Annotated in this window: 20 protein-coding genes and 1 tRNA gene; 6 read left to right on the forward strand and 15 right to left on the reverse strand. The window is 66.1% G+C overall.

Features of this window, described 5'->3' with window-relative positions; translation table 11 throughout:
- Nucleotides 1-59: 59 nt before the first annotated feature.
- From LTI14_RS08955 to LTI14_RS08980, 6 genes are all read right to left on the reverse strand, one after another.
- Nucleotides 60-1,361: an ABC transporter permease gene (locus LTI14_RS08955; protein ID WP_446740385.1), complete on the reverse strand. Its 1,302-nt coding sequence runs from the start codon at nt 1,359-1,361 to the stop codon at nt 60-62.
- Nucleotides 1,358-2,761 (reverse strand): ABC transporter permease, encoded by a 1,404-nt coding sequence (locus tag LTI14_RS08960; RefSeq protein ID WP_274616116.1) that lies wholly within the window; start codon nt 2,759-2,761, stop codon nt 1,358-1,360. The genes LTI14_RS08955 and LTI14_RS08960 overlap by 4 nt, the downstream gene beginning before the upstream one ends.
- Nucleotides 2,762-2,784: 23 nt before the next feature.
- Nucleotides 2,785-4,374 carry an ABC transporter ATP-binding protein gene (locus LTI14_RS08965; RefSeq protein ID WP_241476311.1) on the reverse strand — a complete coding sequence of 530 codons (1,590 nt, stop codon included), beginning with the start codon at nt 4,372-4,374 and terminating at the stop codon, nt 2,785-2,787.
- 32 nt (nt 4,375-4,406) lie between these two features.
- Complete coding sequence (locus LTI14_RS08970) at nt 4,407-5,492, reverse strand: BMP family lipoprotein (protein WP_241476312.1); 1,086 nt, start codon at nt 5,490-5,492, stop codon at nt 4,407-4,409.
- Nucleotides 5,493-5,635: 143 nt separating this feature from the next.
- Nucleotides 5,636-7,003, reverse strand: coding sequence for an MFS transporter (locus tag LTI14_RS08975; RefSeq protein WP_241466326.1), 1,368 nt, complete (start codon nt 7,001-7,003; stop codon nt 5,636-5,638).
- A gap of 125 nt (nt 7,004-7,128) precedes the next feature.
- Complete coding sequence (locus tag LTI14_RS08980; RefSeq protein ID WP_241476313.1) at nt 7,129-7,758, reverse strand: hypothetical protein; 630 nt, start codon at nt 7,756-7,758, stop codon at nt 7,129-7,131.
- Nucleotides 7,759-7,884: 126 nt separating this feature from the next.
- Between LTI14_RS08980 and LTI14_RS08985 the strand changes: the two genes are divergently transcribed.
- The 3 genes from LTI14_RS08985 to LTI14_RS08995 all read left to right on the forward strand — a co-directional run bounded on the left by LTI14_RS08985 (nt 7,885) and on the right by LTI14_RS08995 (nt 9,969).
- Nucleotides 7,885-7,960 (forward strand) — tRNA-Lys (locus tag LTI14_RS08985).
- 365 nt (nt 7,961-8,325) lie between these two features.
- The gene (locus tag LTI14_RS08990) at nt 8,326-8,943 is read left to right on the forward strand and encodes a DUF47 domain-containing protein (protein ID WP_241466328.1); all 618 of its coding nucleotides are present in this window, start codon (nt 8,326-8,328) and stop codon (nt 8,941-8,943) included.
- A gap of 15 nt (nt 8,944-8,958) precedes the next feature.
- Entirely contained in the window at nt 8,959-9,969 is a 1,011-nt protein-coding gene (locus tag LTI14_RS08995; RefSeq protein ID WP_241476464.1) for an inorganic phosphate transporter, read from the forward strand.
- Nucleotides 9,970-10,009: 40 nt separating this feature from the next.
- On the opposite strand, the gene pstB is transcribed toward LTI14_RS08995, so the two are convergent.
- The 4 genes from pstB to LTI14_RS09015 form a co-directional block, all read right to left on the reverse strand.
- Nucleotides 10,010-10,780 carry a phosphate ABC transporter ATP-binding protein PstB gene (gene pstB, locus LTI14_RS09000; protein ID WP_241466363.1) on the reverse strand — a complete coding sequence of 257 codons (771 nt, stop codon included), beginning with the start codon at nt 10,778-10,780 and terminating at the stop codon, nt 10,010-10,012.
- A gap of 124 nt (nt 10,781-10,904) precedes the next feature.
- Nucleotides 10,905-11,831, reverse strand: coding sequence for a phosphate ABC transporter permease PstA (gene pstA / locus LTI14_RS09005; protein ID WP_241466329.1), 927 nt, complete (start codon nt 11,829-11,831; stop codon nt 10,905-10,907).
- Nucleotides 11,828-12,784, reverse strand: a complete 957-nt coding sequence (gene pstC, locus LTI14_RS09010; protein ID WP_241466330.1) for a phosphate ABC transporter permease subunit PstC — start codon at nt 12,782-12,784, stop codon at nt 11,828-11,830. The genes pstA and pstC overlap by 4 nt, the downstream gene beginning before the upstream one ends.
- A gap of 82 nt (nt 12,785-12,866) precedes the next feature.
- Nucleotides 12,867-13,841 carry a phosphate ABC transporter substrate-binding protein PstS family protein gene (locus LTI14_RS09015; protein ID WP_241466331.1) on the reverse strand — a complete coding sequence of 325 codons (975 nt, stop codon included), beginning with the start codon at nt 13,839-13,841 and terminating at the stop codon, nt 12,867-12,869.
- Nucleotides 13,842-14,117: 276 nt separating this feature from the next.
- Here LTI14_RS09015 and LTI14_RS09020 point away from each other — a divergent pair, with 276 nt between their 5' ends.
- Nucleotides 14,118-15,263 carry an FUSC family protein gene (locus tag LTI14_RS09020; RefSeq protein WP_241466332.1) on the forward strand — a complete coding sequence of 382 codons (1,146 nt, stop codon included), beginning with the start codon at nt 14,118-14,120 and terminating at the stop codon, nt 15,261-15,263.
- A 111-nt stretch (nt 15,264-15,374) separates the two neighbouring features.
- Here the strand turns inward: LTI14_RS09020 and LTI14_RS09025 are convergent, their stop codons facing one another.
- The 5 genes from LTI14_RS09025 to LTI14_RS09045 form a co-directional block, all read right to left on the reverse strand.
- Nucleotides 15,375-16,304 (reverse strand): hypothetical protein, encoded by a 930-nt coding sequence (locus LTI14_RS09025; protein ID WP_241476314.1) that lies wholly within the window; start codon nt 16,302-16,304, stop codon nt 15,375-15,377.
- A gap of 302 nt (nt 16,305-16,606) precedes the next feature.
- Nucleotides 16,607-17,113, reverse strand: coding sequence for an amino-acid N-acetyltransferase (locus LTI14_RS09030; protein WP_241466334.1), 507 nt, complete (start codon nt 17,111-17,113; stop codon nt 16,607-16,609).
- A gap of 65 nt (nt 17,114-17,178) precedes the next feature.
- Nucleotides 17,179-17,868, reverse strand: a complete 690-nt coding sequence (locus LTI14_RS09035) for a hypothetical protein (RefSeq protein WP_241476315.1) — start codon at nt 17,866-17,868, stop codon at nt 17,179-17,181.
- Between the two features lie 35 nt (nt 17,869-17,903).
- Complete coding sequence (locus tag LTI14_RS09040; protein ID WP_274616080.1) at nt 17,904-18,428, reverse strand: arsenate-mycothiol transferase ArsC; 525 nt, start codon at nt 18,426-18,428, stop codon at nt 17,904-17,906.
- Nucleotides 18,428-18,775: an ArsR/SmtB family transcription factor gene (locus LTI14_RS09045; protein WP_241466336.1), complete on the reverse strand. Its 348-nt coding sequence runs from the start codon at nt 18,773-18,775 to the stop codon at nt 18,428-18,430. The genes LTI14_RS09040 and LTI14_RS09045 overlap by 1 nt, the downstream gene beginning before the upstream one ends.
- A gap of 158 nt (nt 18,776-18,933) precedes the next feature.
- On the opposite strand from LTI14_RS09045, the gene arsB reads away from it, so the two are divergent.
- Nucleotides 18,934-20,061, forward strand: coding sequence for an ACR3 family arsenite efflux transporter (gene arsB / locus LTI14_RS09050; protein ID WP_241466337.1), 1,128 nt, complete (start codon nt 18,934-18,936; stop codon nt 20,059-20,061).
- A 36-nt stretch (nt 20,062-20,097) separates the two neighbouring features.
- Nucleotides 20,098-20,508, forward strand: a complete 411-nt coding sequence (locus tag LTI14_RS09055; RefSeq protein ID WP_241476316.1) for an arsenate reductase ArsC — start codon at nt 20,098-20,100, stop codon at nt 20,506-20,508.
- Nucleotides 20,509-20,558 lie beyond the last annotated feature (50 nt).

Consider the following 20,558-nt stretch of genomic DNA (forward strand, 5'->3'; position numbering starts at 1 on the left):
GCTGGTAAGAGCCTATAGGGAAGGTCGTCTGCGGTAAAGACGCCCTATCGGCGCCTTGCCTACTTCACGTATGGGGTGCCGTTGGCCGCAGGAGGCCGGACCCTGCCCACGAAGCCTGCCACCGCGAAGATGGTGATCACATAGGGCAGCATCAGCAGCGCCTCGGAGGGCACCGGAGTGCCGATGGTGGCCAGCACGTTGCCCAGTGAGGTGGAGAACCCGAACAACAGGGCTGCCAGCAGCGCCCCGATGGGGTGCCAGCGACCGAGGATCATCGCAGCCAGCGCGATGAAGCCGGCGCCTGCCGACATCTCCTTGCCGAAGGCGAGCCCCTGTCCGATGGTGAAGAAGGCACCGCCGAGTCCGGCGATCGCCCCGGCCAGGATCACGTTGTAGACCCGCATCCGGTTGACCTTGATGCCCACGGTGTCTGCGGCCTTGGGGTGCTCCCCCACCGCGCGGGTGCGCAGGCCCCAGCGGGACCGGAAGAGGAAGATGTTCAGGAGCCCCACGATCAGGTACATCAGGTAGACCAGGATGGTCTGGTTGAACAGCACCGGGCCGATGATCGGGATCTGCGAGAGTCCCGGGATCGGCAGTCGCGGCAGCTGCTGGCGGGCGTTCCACAGCTCTGGGTTCTGGGTCAGCGCCGTGGAGAAGAGGAATCCGGTCAGCCCGATGATCAGCACGTTGAGCACCACGCCGACGATGATCTGATTCACCTGGTACTTCACCGAGAAGAACACCAGCAGCGCACCGACCAGCGCACCGGCGATCGGGGCGAAGACCAGCCCCATGTAGGCGCTGGTGAACACCGAGGCGGCGACGGCGGCGAGGAACGCTCCGGCCAGCAGCTGCGCCTCGATGGCGATGTTGATGACGCCTGAGCGCTCACCCACCAGTCCGCACATGGCGCCGAAGATCAGCGGCACCGACAGTGCCAACGCTCCGGTGAGCATGGTGACCAGCGGGATGACGGCGCCGCGGTCGGCGCCGGCCCAGACCAGGAACGCGAACACGAAGAGCACGCCGAAGAGCAGCGGCAGCCACAGCCGGGCCTGCGCGCGGCGAGACGCCTGCCAGAAGGCGAAGCAAGCCAGCACGACAAGCACCACCGCCGAGATCCAACCTGCTGGGCGCGAGGGCAGCTCCACGATCGGGATCTGAAAGAAGTCCCCGCCCGAGGAGAGTCGGAAGTGAGTCCGCGCGCCCTCCGGAACGGTCAGCGCGAAGAGCACGCTCAACGCTGCCAGCACGGCGTAGGTGATCGGGTACTTCCAGGAGATCGGACGAACCCCGGTGGACGCCCGCTTCAGCGGGTCCGCCTGGACGGCAGCGGTGCTCACGGTCTGTTCGCTCACTTGCCAGGCTCCTGTGTCGTGGTGCTCGGTGGCTGCGTGTCATTCGGCCCGGTGCCCGACGCCTGGGTGCCCGATGGTCCGGTGCTCCGCGAACCGGCGCTCGGTGCGCCGGAGGTCTGCAGCTCCCGCTCCGTCGTGGAGCCGGTGGGGGCCGCACCCTTCGCCGTGCGCCGGGAGCGTCGGGTGCGGATCCGCGGGCGCCCATCGGCGTGGGGCAGGAAGAAGATCGCGCGCACCAGCGGCGGGGCCGCGATCATCAGCACGATCACGGCCTGCAGGACCAGCACGATGTCGATCGGGGTGCCGGTCTGAGCCTGCATCAGCACGCCGCCGGCGCGCAGCCCGCCCAGCAGCAGCCCCGCCAGGAAGGTGCCCAGGGGCTTGGAGCGTCCGAGCAGCGCCACTGTGATGGCGTCGAAGCCCAAGGTGCCGGCCACACCGCCGGCGAGTCGATACTCGGTGCCCAGCACGTGGGCGGCGCCGCCGAGGCCGGCGAGACCACCGGCGATCACGAGCACCAGCGCGGTGGCCTTGGGCACGTTGATCCCGGCAGTCCGCGCTGCCTCCGGGTTCTCCCCGATGGCGCGGAACTCGAAGCCGAGCGTGGAGCGCTCCAGCAGCCACCACACACCGAGGGTGGCCAGGATGGCGATGAGGAACCCGGCGTGGAGTCGGAACCCGGATCCGAGCAGCGAGAAGAGCTGCGCGGATTCATCGACCGAGCTCGAGAGCGGCTGGTTGGAGCCGGTCTGCTTGTACCACTGCTGCTGCAGCAACCAGGCGAGCAGATAGATGGCGATGTTGTTGAGCATGATCGTCACGATCACCTCGTTGGCCCCGGTGCGCGCCTTGAGCACTCCGGCGATCCCACCCCAGATGGCGCCGCCGAGGATGCCTCCGGCGAGCGCGAGCAGCGCGTGCAGTCCCACCGGCATCGAGAGCGCATAGCCGAGGAACCCGGCGGAGGTGGCGCCCAGGATGATCTGTCCCTGGCCGCCGATGTTCAGCATCCCGGAGCGGAAGCCGATGGCGATGCCGAGCCCGGCCAGGATCAGCGGCACCGAGTAGACCATCGTCTCGGTCAGCGGTCGGATCGAACGCGCCGCCGAGGGCGCCTGCCAGTCGAAGACCGCCCCGCGGAACAGCGATGAATAGGCCTCCCGCAGCACCTGGAAGGAGGTCTCCAGGAAGCCGGTGGGCTGGGCGAAGAAATAGCTCAGGCTGGCCTGGACGTCGCGGTTGGCGGCGAGGATCAGCACCGCGCCGACCACGAGGGCGACGACGACTGCCAGCACGGTCACCAGCCAGGAGGTCTGGCCCAGCTCGCGCAGCACACGCGAGAGCCGGCCCTCGGCCTCGGCCCAAGGGCTCTGCTGCTCGGGCTTCGGGGCAGGGGTCATTCCCTGCTGCGACCCTGATGCGCTCACTTGTTCTCCTCTGCTTCGGCCTGCTCGTCGGCCTCGGCCAGCACGGTGTGGTGGGTGGCTGCCTGGGCCTGCGCCTCATCGGCGGGCACCCCGGCCATCATCAGTCCGAGCACATCGCGGCTGGTGCTGGCCGGCACGATCCCTACGATCCTGCCGCGGTACATGACCGCGATCCGATCGGCAAGGTTCAGCGCCTCGTCAAGCTCTGTGGAGACGATCAGGCAAGGCGTGCCCTTGTCGCGCTCCTCGATGATCGTGCGGTGCACGAACTCGATGGAGCCGACATCGAGGCCGCGGGTGGGCTGGCTGGCCACGAACAGCCGCAGGTCTCGGCTCATCTCACGGGCCAGCACGACCTTCTGCTGATTGCCCCCAGAGAGCGTAGAGATCGGGTCATCCACGCCGCCCATGCGCACATCGAAGCGCTCCGCCTGGGTCTGCGCGGCCTCGCGCATCACCGGCAGACGCAGCGCGACGTTTCCGGGGCCCCCGGCGTAGGGGGGCCGGTCATACATGTCCAGCACATAGTTCTCGGTGATGGTGAAGGCGCCGATGACGCCGTCGGTGCTGCGGTCCTCCGGGACGAAGCCCAGTCCGGCCGCCAGGCGCTGCTTGACGCTGAGCGGAGCCAGATCCTTGTCATCGAGCAGGATGCTGCCCGCCACCGGGGTCCGGAGCCCCAAGACGGTCTGGGCGAGCTCGCTCTGCCCGTTGCCGTCGACCCCGGCGATGACCAGGATCTCGCCCCGGCGCATCTGGAAGTCGACGTGGTCGACGACCACCTTGTCCGCGCTGTTGAGCACGGTCAGTCCGCGCACCTCGAAGCAGACCTCACCGGGATCCGCCGGTTCCTTGGCGGTGGTCAGGTTGACCTCGCGGCCGACCATCAGCCCGGCGAGCTCGGTCTCGGTGGACTGCGGGGAGGTCTCCCCCACCACGGCGCCGCGCCGAATCACGGTGATGCGATCGGCCACGGCGCGGACTTCACGCAGCTTGTGGGTGATGAAGACGATGGAGGTGCCCGAGTCGCGCAGCTGTCCCATGATGGTGATCAGCTCGTCGGTCTCCTGCGGGGTCAGCACCGCGGTGGGCTCGTCGAGGATGAGCACCTTCGCGTCGCGGGACAGCGCCTTGATGATCTCCACGCGCTGCTGAGCCCCGACCGGGAGGTCCTCGATGCGCGCATCGGGGTCCACGTCGAAGCCGAAGCGCGCAGAGATCTCCAGGACCTTCGCGCGGGCCTGAGTCATGTCCATGATGCCGGCGGCGCGGGTGGGCTCGTAGCCCAGCGCGACCGACTCGGTCACGGTGAACACCGGGATCAGCATGAAGTGCTGGTGCACCATGCCGATCCCGGCATCCACGGCGTCACCGGGCCCGTTGAAGCTGACCACCTGGTCATCCAGCAGAATCTCACCCTCGTCGGGGCTGTAGAGCCCGTAGATGGTGTTCATCAGAGTGGACTTGCCAGCTCCGTTCTCCCCGAGCAGGGCGTGGATCTCGCCCGGCTCCACGGTGAGGGAGATCCGGTCATTGGCGGTGAAGGAGCCGAACCGCTTCGTGACTCCTCTGAGCTCAAGCTTCATCGCTGCGGTGTCGCCAATCAGTTATTCGCGGGTCAGGACGGGGCGTTCTCGGACTCGACGACGGTCTCGCCATCGATGATCTCCTGGCGCAGCTGCTCGATGGCCTCTGCCACCTCGGAGGGCACCTCGTCCTCGAAGTCGTGGAACGGTGCGAGTCCGACACCCTCGTTCTCAAGGGTGCCCACGTAGGACTCGTTGGTGAAGCCGTCCTGGACACCTTCATCGATGGTGGCGTAGACGGCGGCACCGATCTCCTTCATCACCGAGGTCAGCACGATGTCTCCGTAGTCGGTGGACTCGTAGCCGTCGGAGTCGACCCAGATCATCTTGGCCTCGGCTGCCTCCAGGGCGGGACCTGCACCGACGCCGGCGTTGCCGGCCACGGGCATGATGACGTCGGCGTCCTGGCTCAGCAGCTGCTCGGTGACCTCACGGCCCTGGGTCTGGTCGCTGAAGTCGCCGGAGAAGCTGCCGTTCTGGCCGTCCTTGTCCCAGCCGACCACCTCGACGTCGTCGTCGTTGTCCTCGTTGTAACGCTCCACGCCGTCGGCGTAGCCGTCCATGAAGACGGTCACCGAGGGGATCTGGATGCCGCCCCAGGTGCCGACCACTCCGGTCTCAGACATCGCGGCGGCGACGTAGCCGGCCAGGTAGGCGGCTTCACCGGTGTTGAACACCAGCGGCTTCGCGTTCTCCGGCTCTTCACCCTCTTCGAAGTTGAAGTAGGAGTCGATCAGCGCGAAGTCGGTCTCGGGGTTGGCCTCGGCGGCTTCACGCAGGCCCTCTTCAAGCAGGAAGCCGACGCCGAAGACGACGTCGCAGTTCTGCTGGACCATCGTGTCGACGTTGGGGCCGTACTCGGACTCGGCGGTGGACTGCGCATCGGCGGAGTCGACGCCGAGCTCGTCGATCGCCATCTCCAGGCCCTCGAACGCAGACTGGTTGAAGGAGCGGTCATCCCAGCCACCCTCATCGGAGACCAGGCACGCCTTGTAGTCGACCTCTTCGGAGGCGGCGCCGTCGCCCTCCTCCTCAGGGGCCTCTCCACAGGAGGACAGGATCAGTGCTGCGGCGGCCGTCGCGGCGATGGCACCGCTGGTCTTGAAGGACCTCTTCATGGGGTTCTCCTCATGGTGCAAGAACGGCACCCATACGGGTGCCGAGAAACGAGTGATGCAGGCAATAGTACGGCACATTTCCCGCTCAAACATTGCTCGGATGTTTCGGTGATGTTCACCGGCCTGATGCAGCAGAACTCGGCTCAGGCAAGCTCTTTGGCCGTGGTGTCCGGAGCAAGCTTGAGCATCAGCAGCACCGCCAGAACCACCCCGATCAGGCAGATCCCGAAGGCTCCGGCCAGGCCGAAGGTCGGCTCCATCCAGGCGATGAAGAGCAGCGGGCCCAGCCCGGCGCCGATCCGCGAGATGGTCGATGCCCAGCCGAAGCCCGATCCGCGCAGTTCCGTGGGGTAGAGCTCAGAGACGTAGGTGTAGAGCACCGGGATCGCGATCTGGATCACCATGCCGAAGCCCAGCAGCAGGATCAGCACGGCGGTGGGCAGGTGCATGGTCAGCCCGAGCACCACCAGCATCGCGGTGGCCACCGGAGCGGAGATCGCCAACAGCACCCGGCGTCCGGTGATCTCCACGAGCACCGTGGAGATCACCACCCCGACGAGTCCGACGGCGGCCATTCCCGCGGTGCGGATGAACGCTTGATCTTGTTCGTACCCGGCGTCGATCAGAAGGGTGGGCATCCATTGAATCGCGATGTAGTAGACGGTCATGATCGCGAGGAAGAGCACCCAGGAGACGGTGGTGACCCGCCAGCCGTGCGCCCAGACGAGCTTCAGCTGCTCTCCGACCGCACGGAAGCTGAGCTTCGCGGGAGCCTGGGTGGTCTCCATCGTGTACTCCTGGACCGGCGCCCCGGTGCGGGTCACCATCGAGTCGATGACCTTGCGCGCCTCCTCCATCTGCCCCTGGCGCATCAGATACATCGGAGACTCAGGCACGTAGAGCCGCACCGCGAAGACCAGCAGCGCGGGCAGGATCATGGCCAGCAGCGGCAGCCTCCAGTCGCCCCATGTCCCGACCAGCCAGGCCGAGACGAAGCCGGCGAGCGCCGCTCCGATGGGCCACCAGCCGTCCATGGCGGTGAGCACCCGTCCGCGCTGCTTGGCCGGGGTGAATTCGCCCACCAGGGCGTAGTCCACCGGGATGCAGCCGCCGAGGCCGACGCCGGCGAGGAAGCGGAAGAGCACGAACCATTCCAGGCTTCCGGTCATGGCACCGGCCACGGTGAACAGCGAGAAGATCAGCAGCGTCCAGGCGAAGGCCTTCTTGCGCCCGATCCGGTCGGCGATCGTGCCCCACATGACCGCACCCACGGCCATGCCGATCAGGTTCGCCGTGCCGATCCAGGCGGCGTCCGAGGGTGTCAGGTTCCACTCCTCGGACAGAAGCGGGATCAGGATGCCGTTGAGCGAGACGTCCCAGGCGTCGAACATGAAGCCGAGTCCACCGATGAGGAAGATCCGGCCCTGGGTGTTCCACCGCCAGGGCAGGCCCTGCAGGACGGATTCACCGGTGGGCAGCGCCGTGGGGAGATTCGCAGTGTTCTGGTGCACGAGGAGAGTGTAAGCCCGCGGAAGGGGACCCTACTCCCAGATGACCTCCAGCTCATCGGCAGTCATGTCGACCAGAGGAGTTCCGTGGGTGCCCGCATCCCCGAAGTACAGCGCGTAGCGGCTGCTCAGTCGAGGGTTCCGGCCCGGCAGCCCCGTGCGGCGCTCTCAAGCTCCTCCGCGGTGCGCAGCAGCTGGTCGGCACGCTCGGTGAGCCGGCGGGCCGATTCCGGGCTGTGCTCTTCGGAGCCTCCCGCCCACAGCGCCTGTCCGCGGGCTATGACCCGACAGAATGCCCCCGCCCGGTCGAAGGCCGAATCGATGTCTCCGCGGTACATCCCCGCGAGCACCAGATCTGCCAGTCGGTCCATCTCCTGGGCGGTGGGCGGCTCGGCGACGCCCGCGATCGCGTGGGGCGCCGAGTCGGTCTTGCCCAGCTGGTAGTACTCACTCATCCGTTGTGGATCTTTGTTCACAGCGGCTCGGATCGCGTAGATCCTCCAGAGACCGCCGGCCAGCGAGTGTGCCGGAGAGTCGGCCCAGAGCTCGGCAATGGCCTCGATGCCTTCGGTCTCGGCCAGCCGTATGAACCGCTCCGTCACCTCGGGATCATCGGAGTCGCGACCGTGGAAGACCAGCGCGTGCGCGGTGTCGTGGGCGGCCTGGGAAATGATGGCAGGATCCGCGCCGCCCTCTCGCTGATCAAAGGCTGCCGGCTCGGTGTAGCTCGGCCGACGGTGGCGGGGCTTGCTGGTCATCGCGTCCTCCTTGAAGAGATTCGCTTCGGTCTGCGGGCCGCTCAACTGCCGACCTGCATAGTGTCCGTCATTATGCCGCAGGCCCCGGCGGCGATACCATAGGGCACGTCTTCAGAGGCTTCACAGGGGCCTTTAGCTCAGTTGGTAGAGCATCGGACTTTTAATCCGCTGGTCGCGGGTTCGAGTCCCGCAGGGCCCACCATAGCCCTCCACTGGAGACAGGTATGCCCAGGTCAGCGCTCAGCGTAGGCCTGGGCATACCTCATCGGGGGGTGGATTTCGAACCTGCCCCGACGCGTAGTTGACCGAGTGCCCGAACAAGGAGCACACTTGAGGTGTGCCGGGCTGCGGTAACCCCCGGGCTCCATTATTGAGCCGCTTCGAGCGGCCCCGCGCCGTGAGGCGTTCCCAGCCCGGCACACCTTAATCTTCCACGCCGATTCGGCCAGCTCCTCTGCACGTGCCCTCATCCGGCGCTCCTCCCAGGCCATCACGGCCGAGTTCATGTTCGGGCTATACACTCGTGGCCGACACGTCGACACTCGTTCACCTGGGGAAACACACCGCATGATCGTACGCAGAGGCCAGCGAAAGCCTGAGGCCACCGACCTGCTGGCCAGCATCGCCCGGGAAGTGCGCTCCGGTGTGCAGCTGATCTCGCAGCTGCTCGGCAGTCCGAACGAGGACCGGGCCGCACTGCGGGACCAGCTGCTCGGCCTGGAGGGTCGGGCGGTGGACCTGCACTTCAATCTGATGACTCATATCCGCAGCGTCTTCCTGACCCCTCTGCCGCGTCATGACATCTATGCCCTCTCCCAGCAGCTCAACCGCACCATGGAGCACGTGGTCGCGGCAGGTGACCTGATCCTCGCCCGCCCACATCTGAGCCTGCCCAGCCAGAGCGCCGACCAGCTGGAGACGCTGAGCCGCCAGCTGGACCTCACGGTGGCCGCGATGTCCCGGTTGGAGGACTTCGATCTGCTGGAGGAGTACTGGATTCAGATGCAGCGCCTGACCAAGCAGGCAAACCGGACCCACCGGGTGTGGATGACCAGCACCGACAATGCCTTCCAACCGAACATCGCGCTGCAGCAGGCGCAGATCGCAGATGCGCTGCTGGCCGCGATAGACGACCAGCGGATGGTGGCGGTCACTGCCGGTTCCATCATCGTGCGCGAGTCCTGAGGCGCCCGCGTGGAGATGATCCTGCTCGGACTCATCTGTCTGGTGCTGGTTCCCAACGCCTACGTGGCCGGGCTCCATGATGTTCCCAATGCCATCGCCATTCCGGTGCGCACCAGGGCGCTCACACCTCGGGTGGCGACACGTGTGGCGGCGGGTTTCAACGCCCTGGGGGTTCTGCTCACTCTCCCGCTGGGGATCTACCTCTTCACCTGGTTCGAATTCCCGGAGATGGATCCAGTACTGCTGCTGACGGTGACGCTCTGCGCGGCGTCGACCCTGCTTGGGTGGAATATCTTCACCTACCTCAGGGGAATGCCGACATCAATCACCCATGCTCTGCTGGCGGCATTCCTCGGGGGCACCCTGGCTGCCGCGGTCGTCGCGGATCTCGACTTCGCGGAAGTTCTTGCCATGCCGTGGGTCGGGGTCGTGCTCACGCTCCTGCTGTCTCCGCTGGTCGCGTTCGGGCTGGCCTACCTGCTGGTCTTCGCGGCTGTGCGCTTCGCTCGCGGTGGTGATCCCGACGCCGTCAACTCCACCTCCCGCATGGCGCAGTCGGTGAGCGTCGGCGTCACATCCCTGGGCACCGGGCTGCAGCAGGGTCAACGGTTCTCCTTCGTGCTGATCACCGCCTCAACGGCAGCGCAGATCGAAGCGGCTGAGGCCTGGTTGCCCTACGCGTATGTCGCGTTCGCGCTGCTGATCGGTGCTGGCTGCCTGACCGGAGGGTGGCGAATCGCTCACACGCTGGGCCATCGTCTGGTGGACATCGACCCGCTGCGCGGCATGGTGGCCACAACCACCACTTCGGGACTGCTCTTCGTCGGTTCACTGGGGTTCGCGCTGCCGCTGTCCACGTCACTGACCGCGGCTTCATCGGTGATCGGGGCTGGATCGAATCAGCGCTTCGCCACAGTCCATTGGCGTCAGTTCCGCCGGATCTGCCTCTACTGGGTACTGACCCCACTGGTCGCCGCCACAGTGACGGCGCTGCTCACCACGGTGATGAGTCTGCTGCTCGGTTAGACGCGTCCTGATCGGACGCGCCCAGCCAGCAGCAGAATGGTCAGCCGAAGCGTCCGGAGACGTAGTCCTCGGTGGACTTCTCGGCCGGGTTGTTGAAGATGGTGGAGGTGTCGTTGTACTCCACCAGGCGCCCGATACGCTTTCCGTTGTCCTGATCGAGGCCAGCGGTGAAGAACGCGGTCGTGTCAGAGATCCGGGCGGCCTGTTGCATGTTGTGCGTGACGATGATCTGGGTGTACTCCTGTTTGAGGTCTGTCATCAGATCCTCGATCGCGGCGGTGGCGATCGGATCGAGTGCGGAGCACGGCTCGTCGAGCAGGATCACGTCGGGAGACGTGGCGATCGCACGAGCGATGCACAGTCGCTGCTGCTGGCCGCCGGAGAGCCCGAATGCCGAGCCCTTCAGGTTGTCCTTGACCTCATCCCAGAGAGCCGCGCGGCGAAGCGACTGCTCCACCAGGTCACTCATCGAATCGACCTTCATCTTGGTCACCCGCGGTCCGTATGCGACGTTGTCGAAGATGGACTTCGGGAAGGGGTTGGGCTTCTGGAAGACCATGCCGATGCGGCGCCGCACTTCGATCGGGTCGATCTTCGGCTGGTAGATGTTCTGGCCGTGATAGGTGACCTCACCCTCGATCCGCGCCGAGGGAATCAGGTCGTTCATCCGGTTCAGGCTGCGCAGCACCGTTGACTTGCCGCAGCCCGAGGGACCGATGAGCGCGGTGACCTCACGGCGGTTGAAGTCGAGGTTCACGTCGTCCACGGCGTGGAAATCCCCGTAGTAGACATTGAGCCCCCTGGTCGCCATCACCGGAGGAACGTGACCGCGGGTGTCGTTGAAAGCATCTGTGCTGGTCTGTGAAGTCATAGTCATGGGTCCTTGTCGATCAGTGGTGCAGAGCAAGTCGTGAAGATGGAGGAGCGCGCGTGACTCACAGGTCGTAGCGAGAGTAGCGGTTGCGCAGCCAGATCGCCGCGGAGTTCATGATCAGCAGCACGGCTATCAGCAGGATCACACCAGCGGCCGCGAGTTCGCGGAACTCCGGCTGCGGACGTGAGGCCCACTGGAAGATCTGCACCGGGATCGCGGTGTACGCGCCGCTGAAGGCGCTGTCTGGGTTGAAGGTCACGAAGGTCGTGGCACCGACGAGCAGCAGCGGAGCCGTCTCACCGATGGCCCGAGACATGGCAAGGATCGTGCCGGTGATCATGCCGGGGACGGCGACGGGCAGCACCTGGTGCCAGACCGTCTGCCATCTGGTGGCGCCCATGCCGTATGACGCCTGTCGGATCGAGTCCGGCACGGCCTTGAGCGCTTCGCGGGATGCGAGGATCACCGTGGGCAGGACCAGCATCGCCAGAGTGAGTGAGCCGGCGTAGGCCACCGGCCCGAAGGCGAAGCCCTCACGGACCACGTAGGCCAGCCCCAGGATGCCGAAGACGATGGACGGGACCGCAGCGAGGTTCTGGATGTTCAGCTCGATGAACCGATTCCACCAGCGTTCGGTGTCCGCGTACTCCTCCAGGTAGACCGCTGCGGAGATGCCCAACGGGACCACCGTCACCAGCACACCGACCATGAGGATCACGGTGCCCCAGATCGCAGACTGCATTCCGGAGGTCTCTGGATCCAGAGTGGAGGGCATCTGCGTGATGAGGTTGAGGTCCAGACGTGAACGACCCAGCCATGCCGAATGGATGATGAGCGCCAGCAGAGTGACGAAGGCGATCACGATGCACAGGATCAGGACGTACTTGAACAGCTCTTCCTTCCAGATGCCACTGCGCTTGCCCATCGCGATGCGGCGGGTGGTGTCGCGGGCGGCAGTTGACGCCTTCTCGGCGCGCGTGCTCATCATTCGTACTTCTCCCGGAATCGGCGGACGAGGGCGATGGAGATCATGTTCATCACGAAGGTCATGGTGAACAGCAGGGCACCCACTGCGAAGATCGTGAAGTAGACATCGGTGCCGGCGGAGATGTCGCCCGTGGCGGTGCGTCCGATGAACGCTGTCATCGGCAGGACCGATTCGTTGGGCATCAGAGTCATGTTGGGGCTGGCACCTGCGGCCAGGAGCACGACCATCGTCTCGCCGATGGCGCGAGACACACCGAGGACGAACCCGGCGACGATGCCGGAGAGGGCTGCCGGGACGACGACCTTGGTCGCGACCTGCATGCGTGTACTGCCAAGTCCATAGGCGCCTTCGCGCAGCGAGCGCGGCACTGCAGACATTGAATCTTCTGCAATGGAAGCGACGGTCGGGATGATCATGATGCCCAGCACGATGCCTGCGGCGCCGGCCGAGAAGATCCCTGGGGGATCTCCGAGATCGCCGGGCAGCCAGGTGGGCCAGTTGTCACGCAGCAGCGGCGTGACGAAGGTGAAGGCGAAGATGCCGTAGGCGACGGTGGGGACGCCTTCGAGCACCTCGAGGATCGGCTTCAATACCTTCCGGGCACGCCGACCGGCGAACTCGCTGAGGTAGATCGCGGCGCCCAGCCCTGCCGGGAGCGCGACGATGAGCGCGTACATGGTGACGTTCAGGGTGCCGACGACGATGTTCCAGACACCGAAGCTGGGGGTGGCCAGCGCCGGCGCCCAGGTGTCGGTGGAGAAGAACTCCCGGAAATCGACCCGGCTGAAGAATTCAGGCAGCGGCGAGAACAGGGCCAGAACGATGCCGACCGTGATGATGACCGAGGCGATCGCGCAGAAACCAAGCCAGAATTGGATCAGCTTCTCGCCCCAGCGAGAGGACTGCGCGACCAGGACCACACTGGGCCGGTCGGTTCGCGTCGTAGTGCTCACCTTGCTCCTTCTGCTGTGAAAAACGTGAAGAACGAAGGCTCGGCGCCCTGGAGAGGGCACCGAGCCTCCGCTGTGGGGTAGATCAGTTCCCGGCGAGCTCGTCCACAGTTGCCTGTGCCTCGGTGGCCTGGTCCTCGGTCAGCGGGATGAAGTTCGCAGCCTCGGCGAGGGCCTCGTTGTTCTCCAGCGTGAAAGCCAGGAAGTCCTGCACCTCGGTGCGCTCGAGGGCGAGGTCCGATGGGTACATGAACAGCTGGCGACCCAGTGGGTTGTAGCTGCCGTCCTGGACGGTCTCGGTGGCCGGCTCGACGCAGTCGCCGTCTTCATTCTCGATCTCGAGGGTGCGGATCGGCTCTGCCTCGGCCTCGATCGTGTAGGAGAGCGGGACGAAGGCCATGGCGAACTCGTTGCCGGAGGTGCCGGTGATGGCGGCGAAGTCGTCCTCACCGATGTCGTTGTAGTCGGCGCGGATGTTGCCCTCTTCACCGTTGATCGCCTCGGTGAAGTAGTCGAAGGTGCCGGAGTCGGTGCCGGGGCCGTAGAGCTCGATAGGCTCATCCGGGTAGGAAGGATCGATGTCAGACCAGTTGGTCGCTTCCGAGTCCTGGTTCCAGACCTCGGAGAGCTCCTCAACAGAGGCACACTGCAGGAAGTCGTTCTCCTCGTTGACGATGAGCGAGATCGCATCGTTCGCGACACCGATCTCCTCGTACGCGATTCCCGCTTCATCACATGCCGCGATCTCTTCATCGGAGATCGAGCGGGAGGCCTCGGAGATGTCGGTCTCGCCGCGGCAGAAGCTCTCGAAGCCGCCACCGGTGCCGGAGGTGCCGACCGTCACCTGGACGTCGGGGTTCTCCTCCATGAACATCTCAGCTGCAGCCTCACCGAGCGGCGCCACGGTCGACGAGCCGTCGATGGTGACCTGGCCTGAGGCCCCGTTGCCGCCCTCTTCGGTGCCAGTCTCAGCTTCGCCCTCTTCTCCGCCGTCGCCACATCCGACCAGTGCCAGGGTTGCAATGGACAGGATGGCCGTTGAACGACCAAAAGTTCTCATCTTCACGGGTATGCCTCTCTGAGTGATTCATCAAGCGCGAGGAAGCGCCGTTTTTCAAGCCTTATGAGGTTCTCCGCGGATGCCTCCGGCGAACCTCGAATCACATTAGGAGGGGCAAGTGACAGTGGGCCGCTCAACAGGTGGCCAAGGTGCCCACTTAAGATGAACGCTCGGTGAACTGGCGCGCCTCACCGGTGTGTCGTGCACCACACCGGAGGCCTGGCGGATGTGAGGCCCCTCGTATCCCCGGGACTGGTCGCGGCCTACACTCATGAGGTGACGACCGAGCGCTCTACTCCCCCACTGCTGGCCCGTGCGCGCCGCTTCACGCAGCGCCGAGTCAAGGTCGGTGCCCGCAGGATGCGACGCTCGGTGATTCCTGCGCTGCAGATGACCGTGGCCGGCGTGGGTGCCTACACGATTGCTGAACGGGTCCTGGGCCACGACGATCCGCTCTTCGCGGCCATCGCTGCGATGATCGCGCTGGGCTTCACCAAAGAACCACGGATGCGCAAGGTCCTCGAGGTCAGCGTGGGCTGCACCTTGGGCATCCTCATCGGTGATCTGCTGCTGCACCAGCTCGGCTCGAACCTGGGCACCGCCACGCTGGTCCTCTTCCTCTCCATCATGTTGGCCCGATTCCTCGACTCAGGACCGGTGCTGGCCATGCAGATGGGCCTCCAGGCCCTCCTGGTGGTGCTGATCCCGCCCCCCGAGGCAGCCGCACTCGGCCCGTTCACGCGCAGCCTGGACGCCATCGTCGGCGGTGCGGTGGCGCTGGCGATCACGCTGCTGACCCCGAAGGATCCGCGCCGCGAGCCGATCGCTGAGCTCAAGAGCGTGGTGGACGCGATGACCGCCTCGCTGCGCGACGTCGCCGAGGCGGTGCGGAACTCAGACTCGCGCCAGGCCTGGCACTCGCTGATCCGCTGCCGCGGCCTGCAGCCGCAGATCGATGAGCTGCGCGATGCGGTGCGTTCAGCCAAGGAGCTGACGGTCTTCTCCCCCGCCTACCGCAAGCACCGCCACTACGTCCGACACATGGCCGAGGTCGCGGACCACGTGGACCTCTCGGTGCGCAGCATGCGGGTGGTGGCACGCCGGATCATCAGCACCGTGGACCACGCCACACTCAGTGACGAAGCGGTGGCGAACCTCTCGGCGGTGCTGGACGAGTTCGCCGACGGCTCGCTGCTGCTCTCCCAGGCAGTGTCTGAACCTGGCTCGGCCTACACGCGCCGGATGAACACCGCCCAGGAGGCACTGTCCGCTCTGGCCCAGCGGCTGCACCCGAAATCGCTGGGCATCGGGACGCTCGAGGGTGAGACGGTGGTGCTGCTGCTGCGCACGCTGGTGGTGGACATGCTTCAGGCGACAGGGGCCAGCCACGAAGACGCCACCGAGCAGCTGCCCGAGCTTTGAGGCCCCGCCAACCAGGTGTCACCTACGTCGTGACTCAGGCCGGCTAGTGCCACACGCGGATGAATGTGCACGCTCAGACATGGCCTGGTCGCCGGGGTGAGGCTGTCGCGCTCAGCCAGGGCCGCCTTCCTCGTCGACGAACCACAGGCAGTCTGGCCCCGGCTGGCACCACTGCCCGGCCCGATGAGGCTCCAACGGCGCGAGCACGGGGAGCGAGGCGCGTTCCATCACGGTGAGTCTGGGCGCCTCCCCGGAGGGCAAGGGGCAGCTGGTCTCCACGAGCACAGGTTCGTCGAAGGAGAGACCGATCTCGGCTGGGACTGGCCACACCGCCGACTTCCAGAGAGCACATGCCTGGATGAGGGTCTCCTCCGCACGGCTGCTGCGCACCTCCTGTCCGGTGTCGAGCGTGTACACGATGTCCGTGGCGGTCACCCGAATGCCGGTCACCGGGTTCTCCGCAGCGCCGGGCCGGGTCATGTCCGTGTAGTCACCGATCGGATCTCCGACCAGGCTCTCGCCGACCGGAAGCGCCAGGCACTGCTCGTCCGCGGCCGCGCACTGCACGATCGGCCCCCGCTCTTCGGGGTCCCACGACTTGATCGCGACCACCTCGGTGCTGTCGTAGCCTCCGGCGTACCAGATCACCGGGTCGCTGATCGTCAGCGAGCCCAGGACCAGAGGCTCATCCCCCAGGGCCAGGGCCTGGGAGTCGGCCTTGAACGGGCCCGATCCCTCGCTGTCCTGGATGTCGCGGCGTTGCACCACCTGTCGGGTCACCGCGCTCTCCCCGTCCAGCTCGAACGTGACAGTGTCGTCCTCGATCCGCAGCACGACACGCTCCGCGCCGTCGGCGCTGAGAGCGGCGTAGCCTCCCGGGATCCCCTCAGACCCCTCCTCGGCCCACTGCTCCGTCGTAGGGAGCAGCGCGCCGTACACCCCGTCATCCACCGCGTGCAGGTACGGCCGCCCGCAGCCGACAGAGCCTGCCCCCAGGAGCAGCACCGCAGCTGCCGTCCATGTCACCCATGCTCGGTCCATGATGTGCCGCCTTCGTCACAAGCACCCTAACCGACGGTGGATCAGTGGCGAGAGGGTCTGCGTCTCCCAGACCCGGTACGGCGGCGGTTGATGCGACGTTCATGGCAGGTGAAGCGGCTGCAACCCTTCTCGTCCACAGTCGGAGCCATGACCTTCGTCAACGTGGGCCCCCTCGGCGCGGCCCCTGGCGAGCGAGACCTTCTCGTGGAGATCCTGACCCGGTCGCAGCGCTGATCGCATCCGCGCCAACATCGGAACGAGTCCTGCCAACCAGGTGTCATCGACGTCGTGACTCAATACATCTAGAGCTGCAGGATCATCCTGGTGTTGCCCAAGGTGTTGGGCTTGACCCGGGCGAGGTCCAGGAACTCCGCGACACCTTCATCAGGTGAACGCAGCAGCTCGGTGTAGACCTCCGGATCCACCGCCGCCTGGTCATCCATGATCCCGAAGCCATGCCGGGTGAAGAACTCCACCTCGAAGGTCAGGCAGAACACCCTGCTGACACCGAGGGCGTGGGCACGAGCCGTGAGCTCTTTCAGCAGTCCTGAACCCACTCCGTGACCCCGACAGCGGGAATCGGTGGCCAGGGTGCGCACTTCGGCGAGGTCCTTCCACATCACGTGCAGGGCGCCGAACCCGATCAGGGCACCGTCCTGGGCTTCGGCGACGACGAACTCCTGGATCGCCTCGTAGTAGGCGACGGCCTCCTTGTGCACCAGCACGCGCTGATCCACCAGGGGCTCCGCCATGCCCATGATCGCGGCGACATCGGCGGTGCGCGCCGGCCTGATGATGAAGGAACCCATCGGCACAGTCTAAGCGCGGACGCAGAGCCAGGCGGGCTGCGCATCGCGGACTGCACTTGAGTCGATCAGCCCTCGTTCAGGGTGAAGTCATGCGGCTCCGAACGGATGCCGCTGAGGCTCACGGTCAGCTGATAGCTGCCGGGATTCAGCGCGATCGGCTCTGCGCAGTCCTCGGCTGAGTCTGAGCGTGGCCACGTGAAATGCGCCTGCTCCACCTGGCCCGGCTTCAGCTGCACCGGAAGCGACTCTCGGGAGACGGAGCATTCGGCGGTGGAGAAGACGGTGGCTCCGGCGTGCTCGACCAGGAACTCCTGCTCCGCCGTACCCAGGTCAGCCTCACAGGCGTAGTCGGCGGTGTTCTCCACCTCCATGACCAGCCTGGGGGCGTAGCCAGGTCCGTAGGACTCTGAACCGGTGGATGCCCGAACCTCGAGATCGCCGGTGCGGCAGCTGCCATCCTCGGGAGGCTGGTCCTGAGGCGCCTCCGCCTCGGGGTCCTGGCCGTCGGCGTCGGCGGAGTCCTCGGACCCTGGCGGCGAGTCATTCTGGGACCCTGGATCTGAACCTGCCTCGTCCTGCGCAGCGGCACCCTCAGCGGCCTCCTGCGGATCGGCCTCATCCGTGTCCTGGCCCCCGCCCATGGCGAGGCCGGTGAGCCATCCTGCAAGGACCAGCAGCACCACGGCGAGCACCCCGACCAGGATGCGTCGGCGCCTGTACACCTCGGCAGACTGCCGCCTTCGCTGGGAACCCATGGCCCCAGGTTAGCGGAGGAGACTGGCGCTGTTTCTCAGCCGAGCAGGCGTTCCCTGAGCTCGCGCACGCGCAGGTGGATGTCATCGCGGACCAGCTCCATGCGCTCCCGCCCTTCGATCCCGCGGCTGCTGGGCTCATCGACCTCCCAGCGTTCGATCTCAACACCCTCCAATGGCTCCACTTCAGCTTCGGCACCGATGATCACGACGTGCCCAGCCTCACGCATCGCCTCCGGGGTCAGCTGGGTGGGAGTCTCTCCGGCGATGTCGGCCCCGATCTCCGCAAGCACCTCTGTCGAGAGCGCATTGACCTTCGAACCCGGCCGCGTGCCGGCCGAGGAGACGACGACGGCGCCCTCGAGTCCCGCCGCAGCGAGGTCCTGGCGCATCAGCCCGGCGGCCATCTGAGATTTGCCGCCGTTCTTCACGCACACGAAGAGCACCGCTGGCTTCTCGGCGCGCTCAGTGGAGTGCGCCACCGGGGCGACCTCCTCCTCTGCGCCGCGCACCGGCTGATCCGAGGGTCTCGTGGAGTTCTCCGGGGTGGTCGTCTCGCGCATCAGTGTGCGGTCCTTTCGGTCATGGAGTTGAAGAGGTCCTGCAGGGCGCCGGGCACCACCGAGTAGTAGGACCAGGTGCCGCGCTTCTCACGAATGAGCAATCCGGCATCGACCAGCACCTTCAGGTGGTGGGAGACGGTGGGCTGGCCGAGGCCGAGCGGCTCGGTGAGGTCGCAGACGCAGGCCTCCCCGGTCTCCTCGGCGGCGATCAGGGTGAGCAGCGTGATGCGATTCGGGTCCGCGAGCGCCTTGAATCCGACGGCGAGCTCGGCGGCGCCCTCTGGGTCCAGCGTGACGCTCTCCGCCAGGGGCGCCTGCGGGGGCGTGCAGTCGATCTGAGTGATCATCGCTTCTCCTCGAGGGTTCGTCATCGGTCTTGGGAGCAGTGCTCCGAGCTCTATCGTCCCAGCCTGCCCCCATGGCGAACGTCACATGGATTGACATGCATCGATGTTTCTGACGATACTCGGGGCATCGAAGTTTGTCGATCTTCCCAGGAGTGTTTGTGAGCCAGTCTGCCCCACCCGTCCCGGACCCCTCGGCCGTGGTGGCCAAGCTCTCGGTGCTCGATCGCTTCCTCCCCGTGTGGATCATCGCGGCCATGGGGCTGGGACTGGCGCTGGGCGCCGTCGTCCCCCAGGTGGGTGTGGCGATGGAGTCCATGGAGGTGGCAGGCGTCTCGCTGCCGATAGCCATCGGACTCCTGATCATGATGTACCCGGTGCTGGCGAAGGTCCGCTACAACGAGACCGGCCGGGTGCTCTCGGACAAGAAGCTGGTCGTCACTTCGCTGCTGATCAACTGGATCCTCGCACCGGCCTTCATGTTCGTCCTGGCCTGGGTCTTCCTCGCCGATCTGCCGGAGTACCGCACCGGGCTGATCATCGTCGGTCTCGCCCGCTGCATCGCCATGGTGCTGATCTGGAACGATCTGGCCTGCGGTGATCGTGAGGCTGCTGCGGTGCTGGTGGCCATCAACTCTGTGTTCCAGGTCTTCATGTTCGGCGTGCTGGGCTGGTTCTACCTGCAGGTCCTGCCGGGCTGGCTCGGGTTGGAGACCACCTCGGCCGAGTTCTCCATCGTTGCGATCACGGTCTCGGTGCTGGTCTTCCTGGGCATCCCGCTGCTCGCCGGGTACCTCACCCGCACCCTGGGCGAACGAGCCCGGGGTCGCGAATGGTACGAGGCCAAGGTCCTGCCGAGGATCGGCCCTTGGGCGCTCTACGGCCTGCTCTTCACGATCGTGGTGCTCTTCGCGCTGCAGGGCGAACAGGTGCTCAGCAGTCCGATGGACGTGGTCCGGATCGCCGTCCCGCTGCTGGTCTACTTCGTGGTCATCTTCGCCGCCTCGATGGTCATCGGTTGGATGCTGCGGATGGGCTACGAGCGCACCACCACGCTGTCCTTCACCGCGGCCGGCAACAACTTCGAACTCGCCATCGCGGTCTCCATCGCCACCTTCGGCGCCACCAGCGGTCAGGCCCTGGCAGGAGTCGTCGGCCCGCTGATCGAGGTCCCGGTGCTGGTCGCGCTGGTCTACGTGGCGCTGTGGGCGCGCCGGTTCTTCATCGGATCGAACATCCCCGCCAAGCAGGAGAGCCCGATCGCTGCAGCTGCCCCACACAGTCTCTGACCCCCACTGTTCTCACAGCTTCTCGGAAGGAACACCATGAGCACCCCCAGGCCCACCGTCCTCTTCGTCTGCGTCCACAACGCTGGGCGCTCGCAGATGGCCGCCGGATTCCTTCGCGAGATCGCCGGTGATGCCGTAGAGGTATTCTCCGGCGGCACGGCGCCGAAGGAGTCGCTGAACCCCATCGCGGTGGAAGCCATGGCGGAGCTCGGGATCGACATCTCGGAGAACACACCTGAGAAGCTCACCGATGATTCGGTGAAGCAGTCCGACGTGGTCATCACCATGGGCTGCGGGGACGAGTGCCCGTTCTACCCGGGCAAGCGCTACGAGGACTGGAAGCTCGATGACCCGGCAGGGCAGAGCCTCGAGAAGGTCCGGGTGATCCGCGATGACATCCGCACCCGCGTGCGCCAGCTTCTCGGCAGCCTGAACGTGAAGGGCTGAGCTCGGCCGGTTCCACCAGCTGAGCACGGCGGAGGCCGAGATTCTCTAGA

It is taken from the genome of Nesterenkonia sp. YGD6 (genome assembly GCF_022565895.1).
Classification (GTDB): domain Bacteria; phylum Actinomycetota; class Actinomycetes; order Actinomycetales; family Micrococcaceae; genus Nesterenkonia.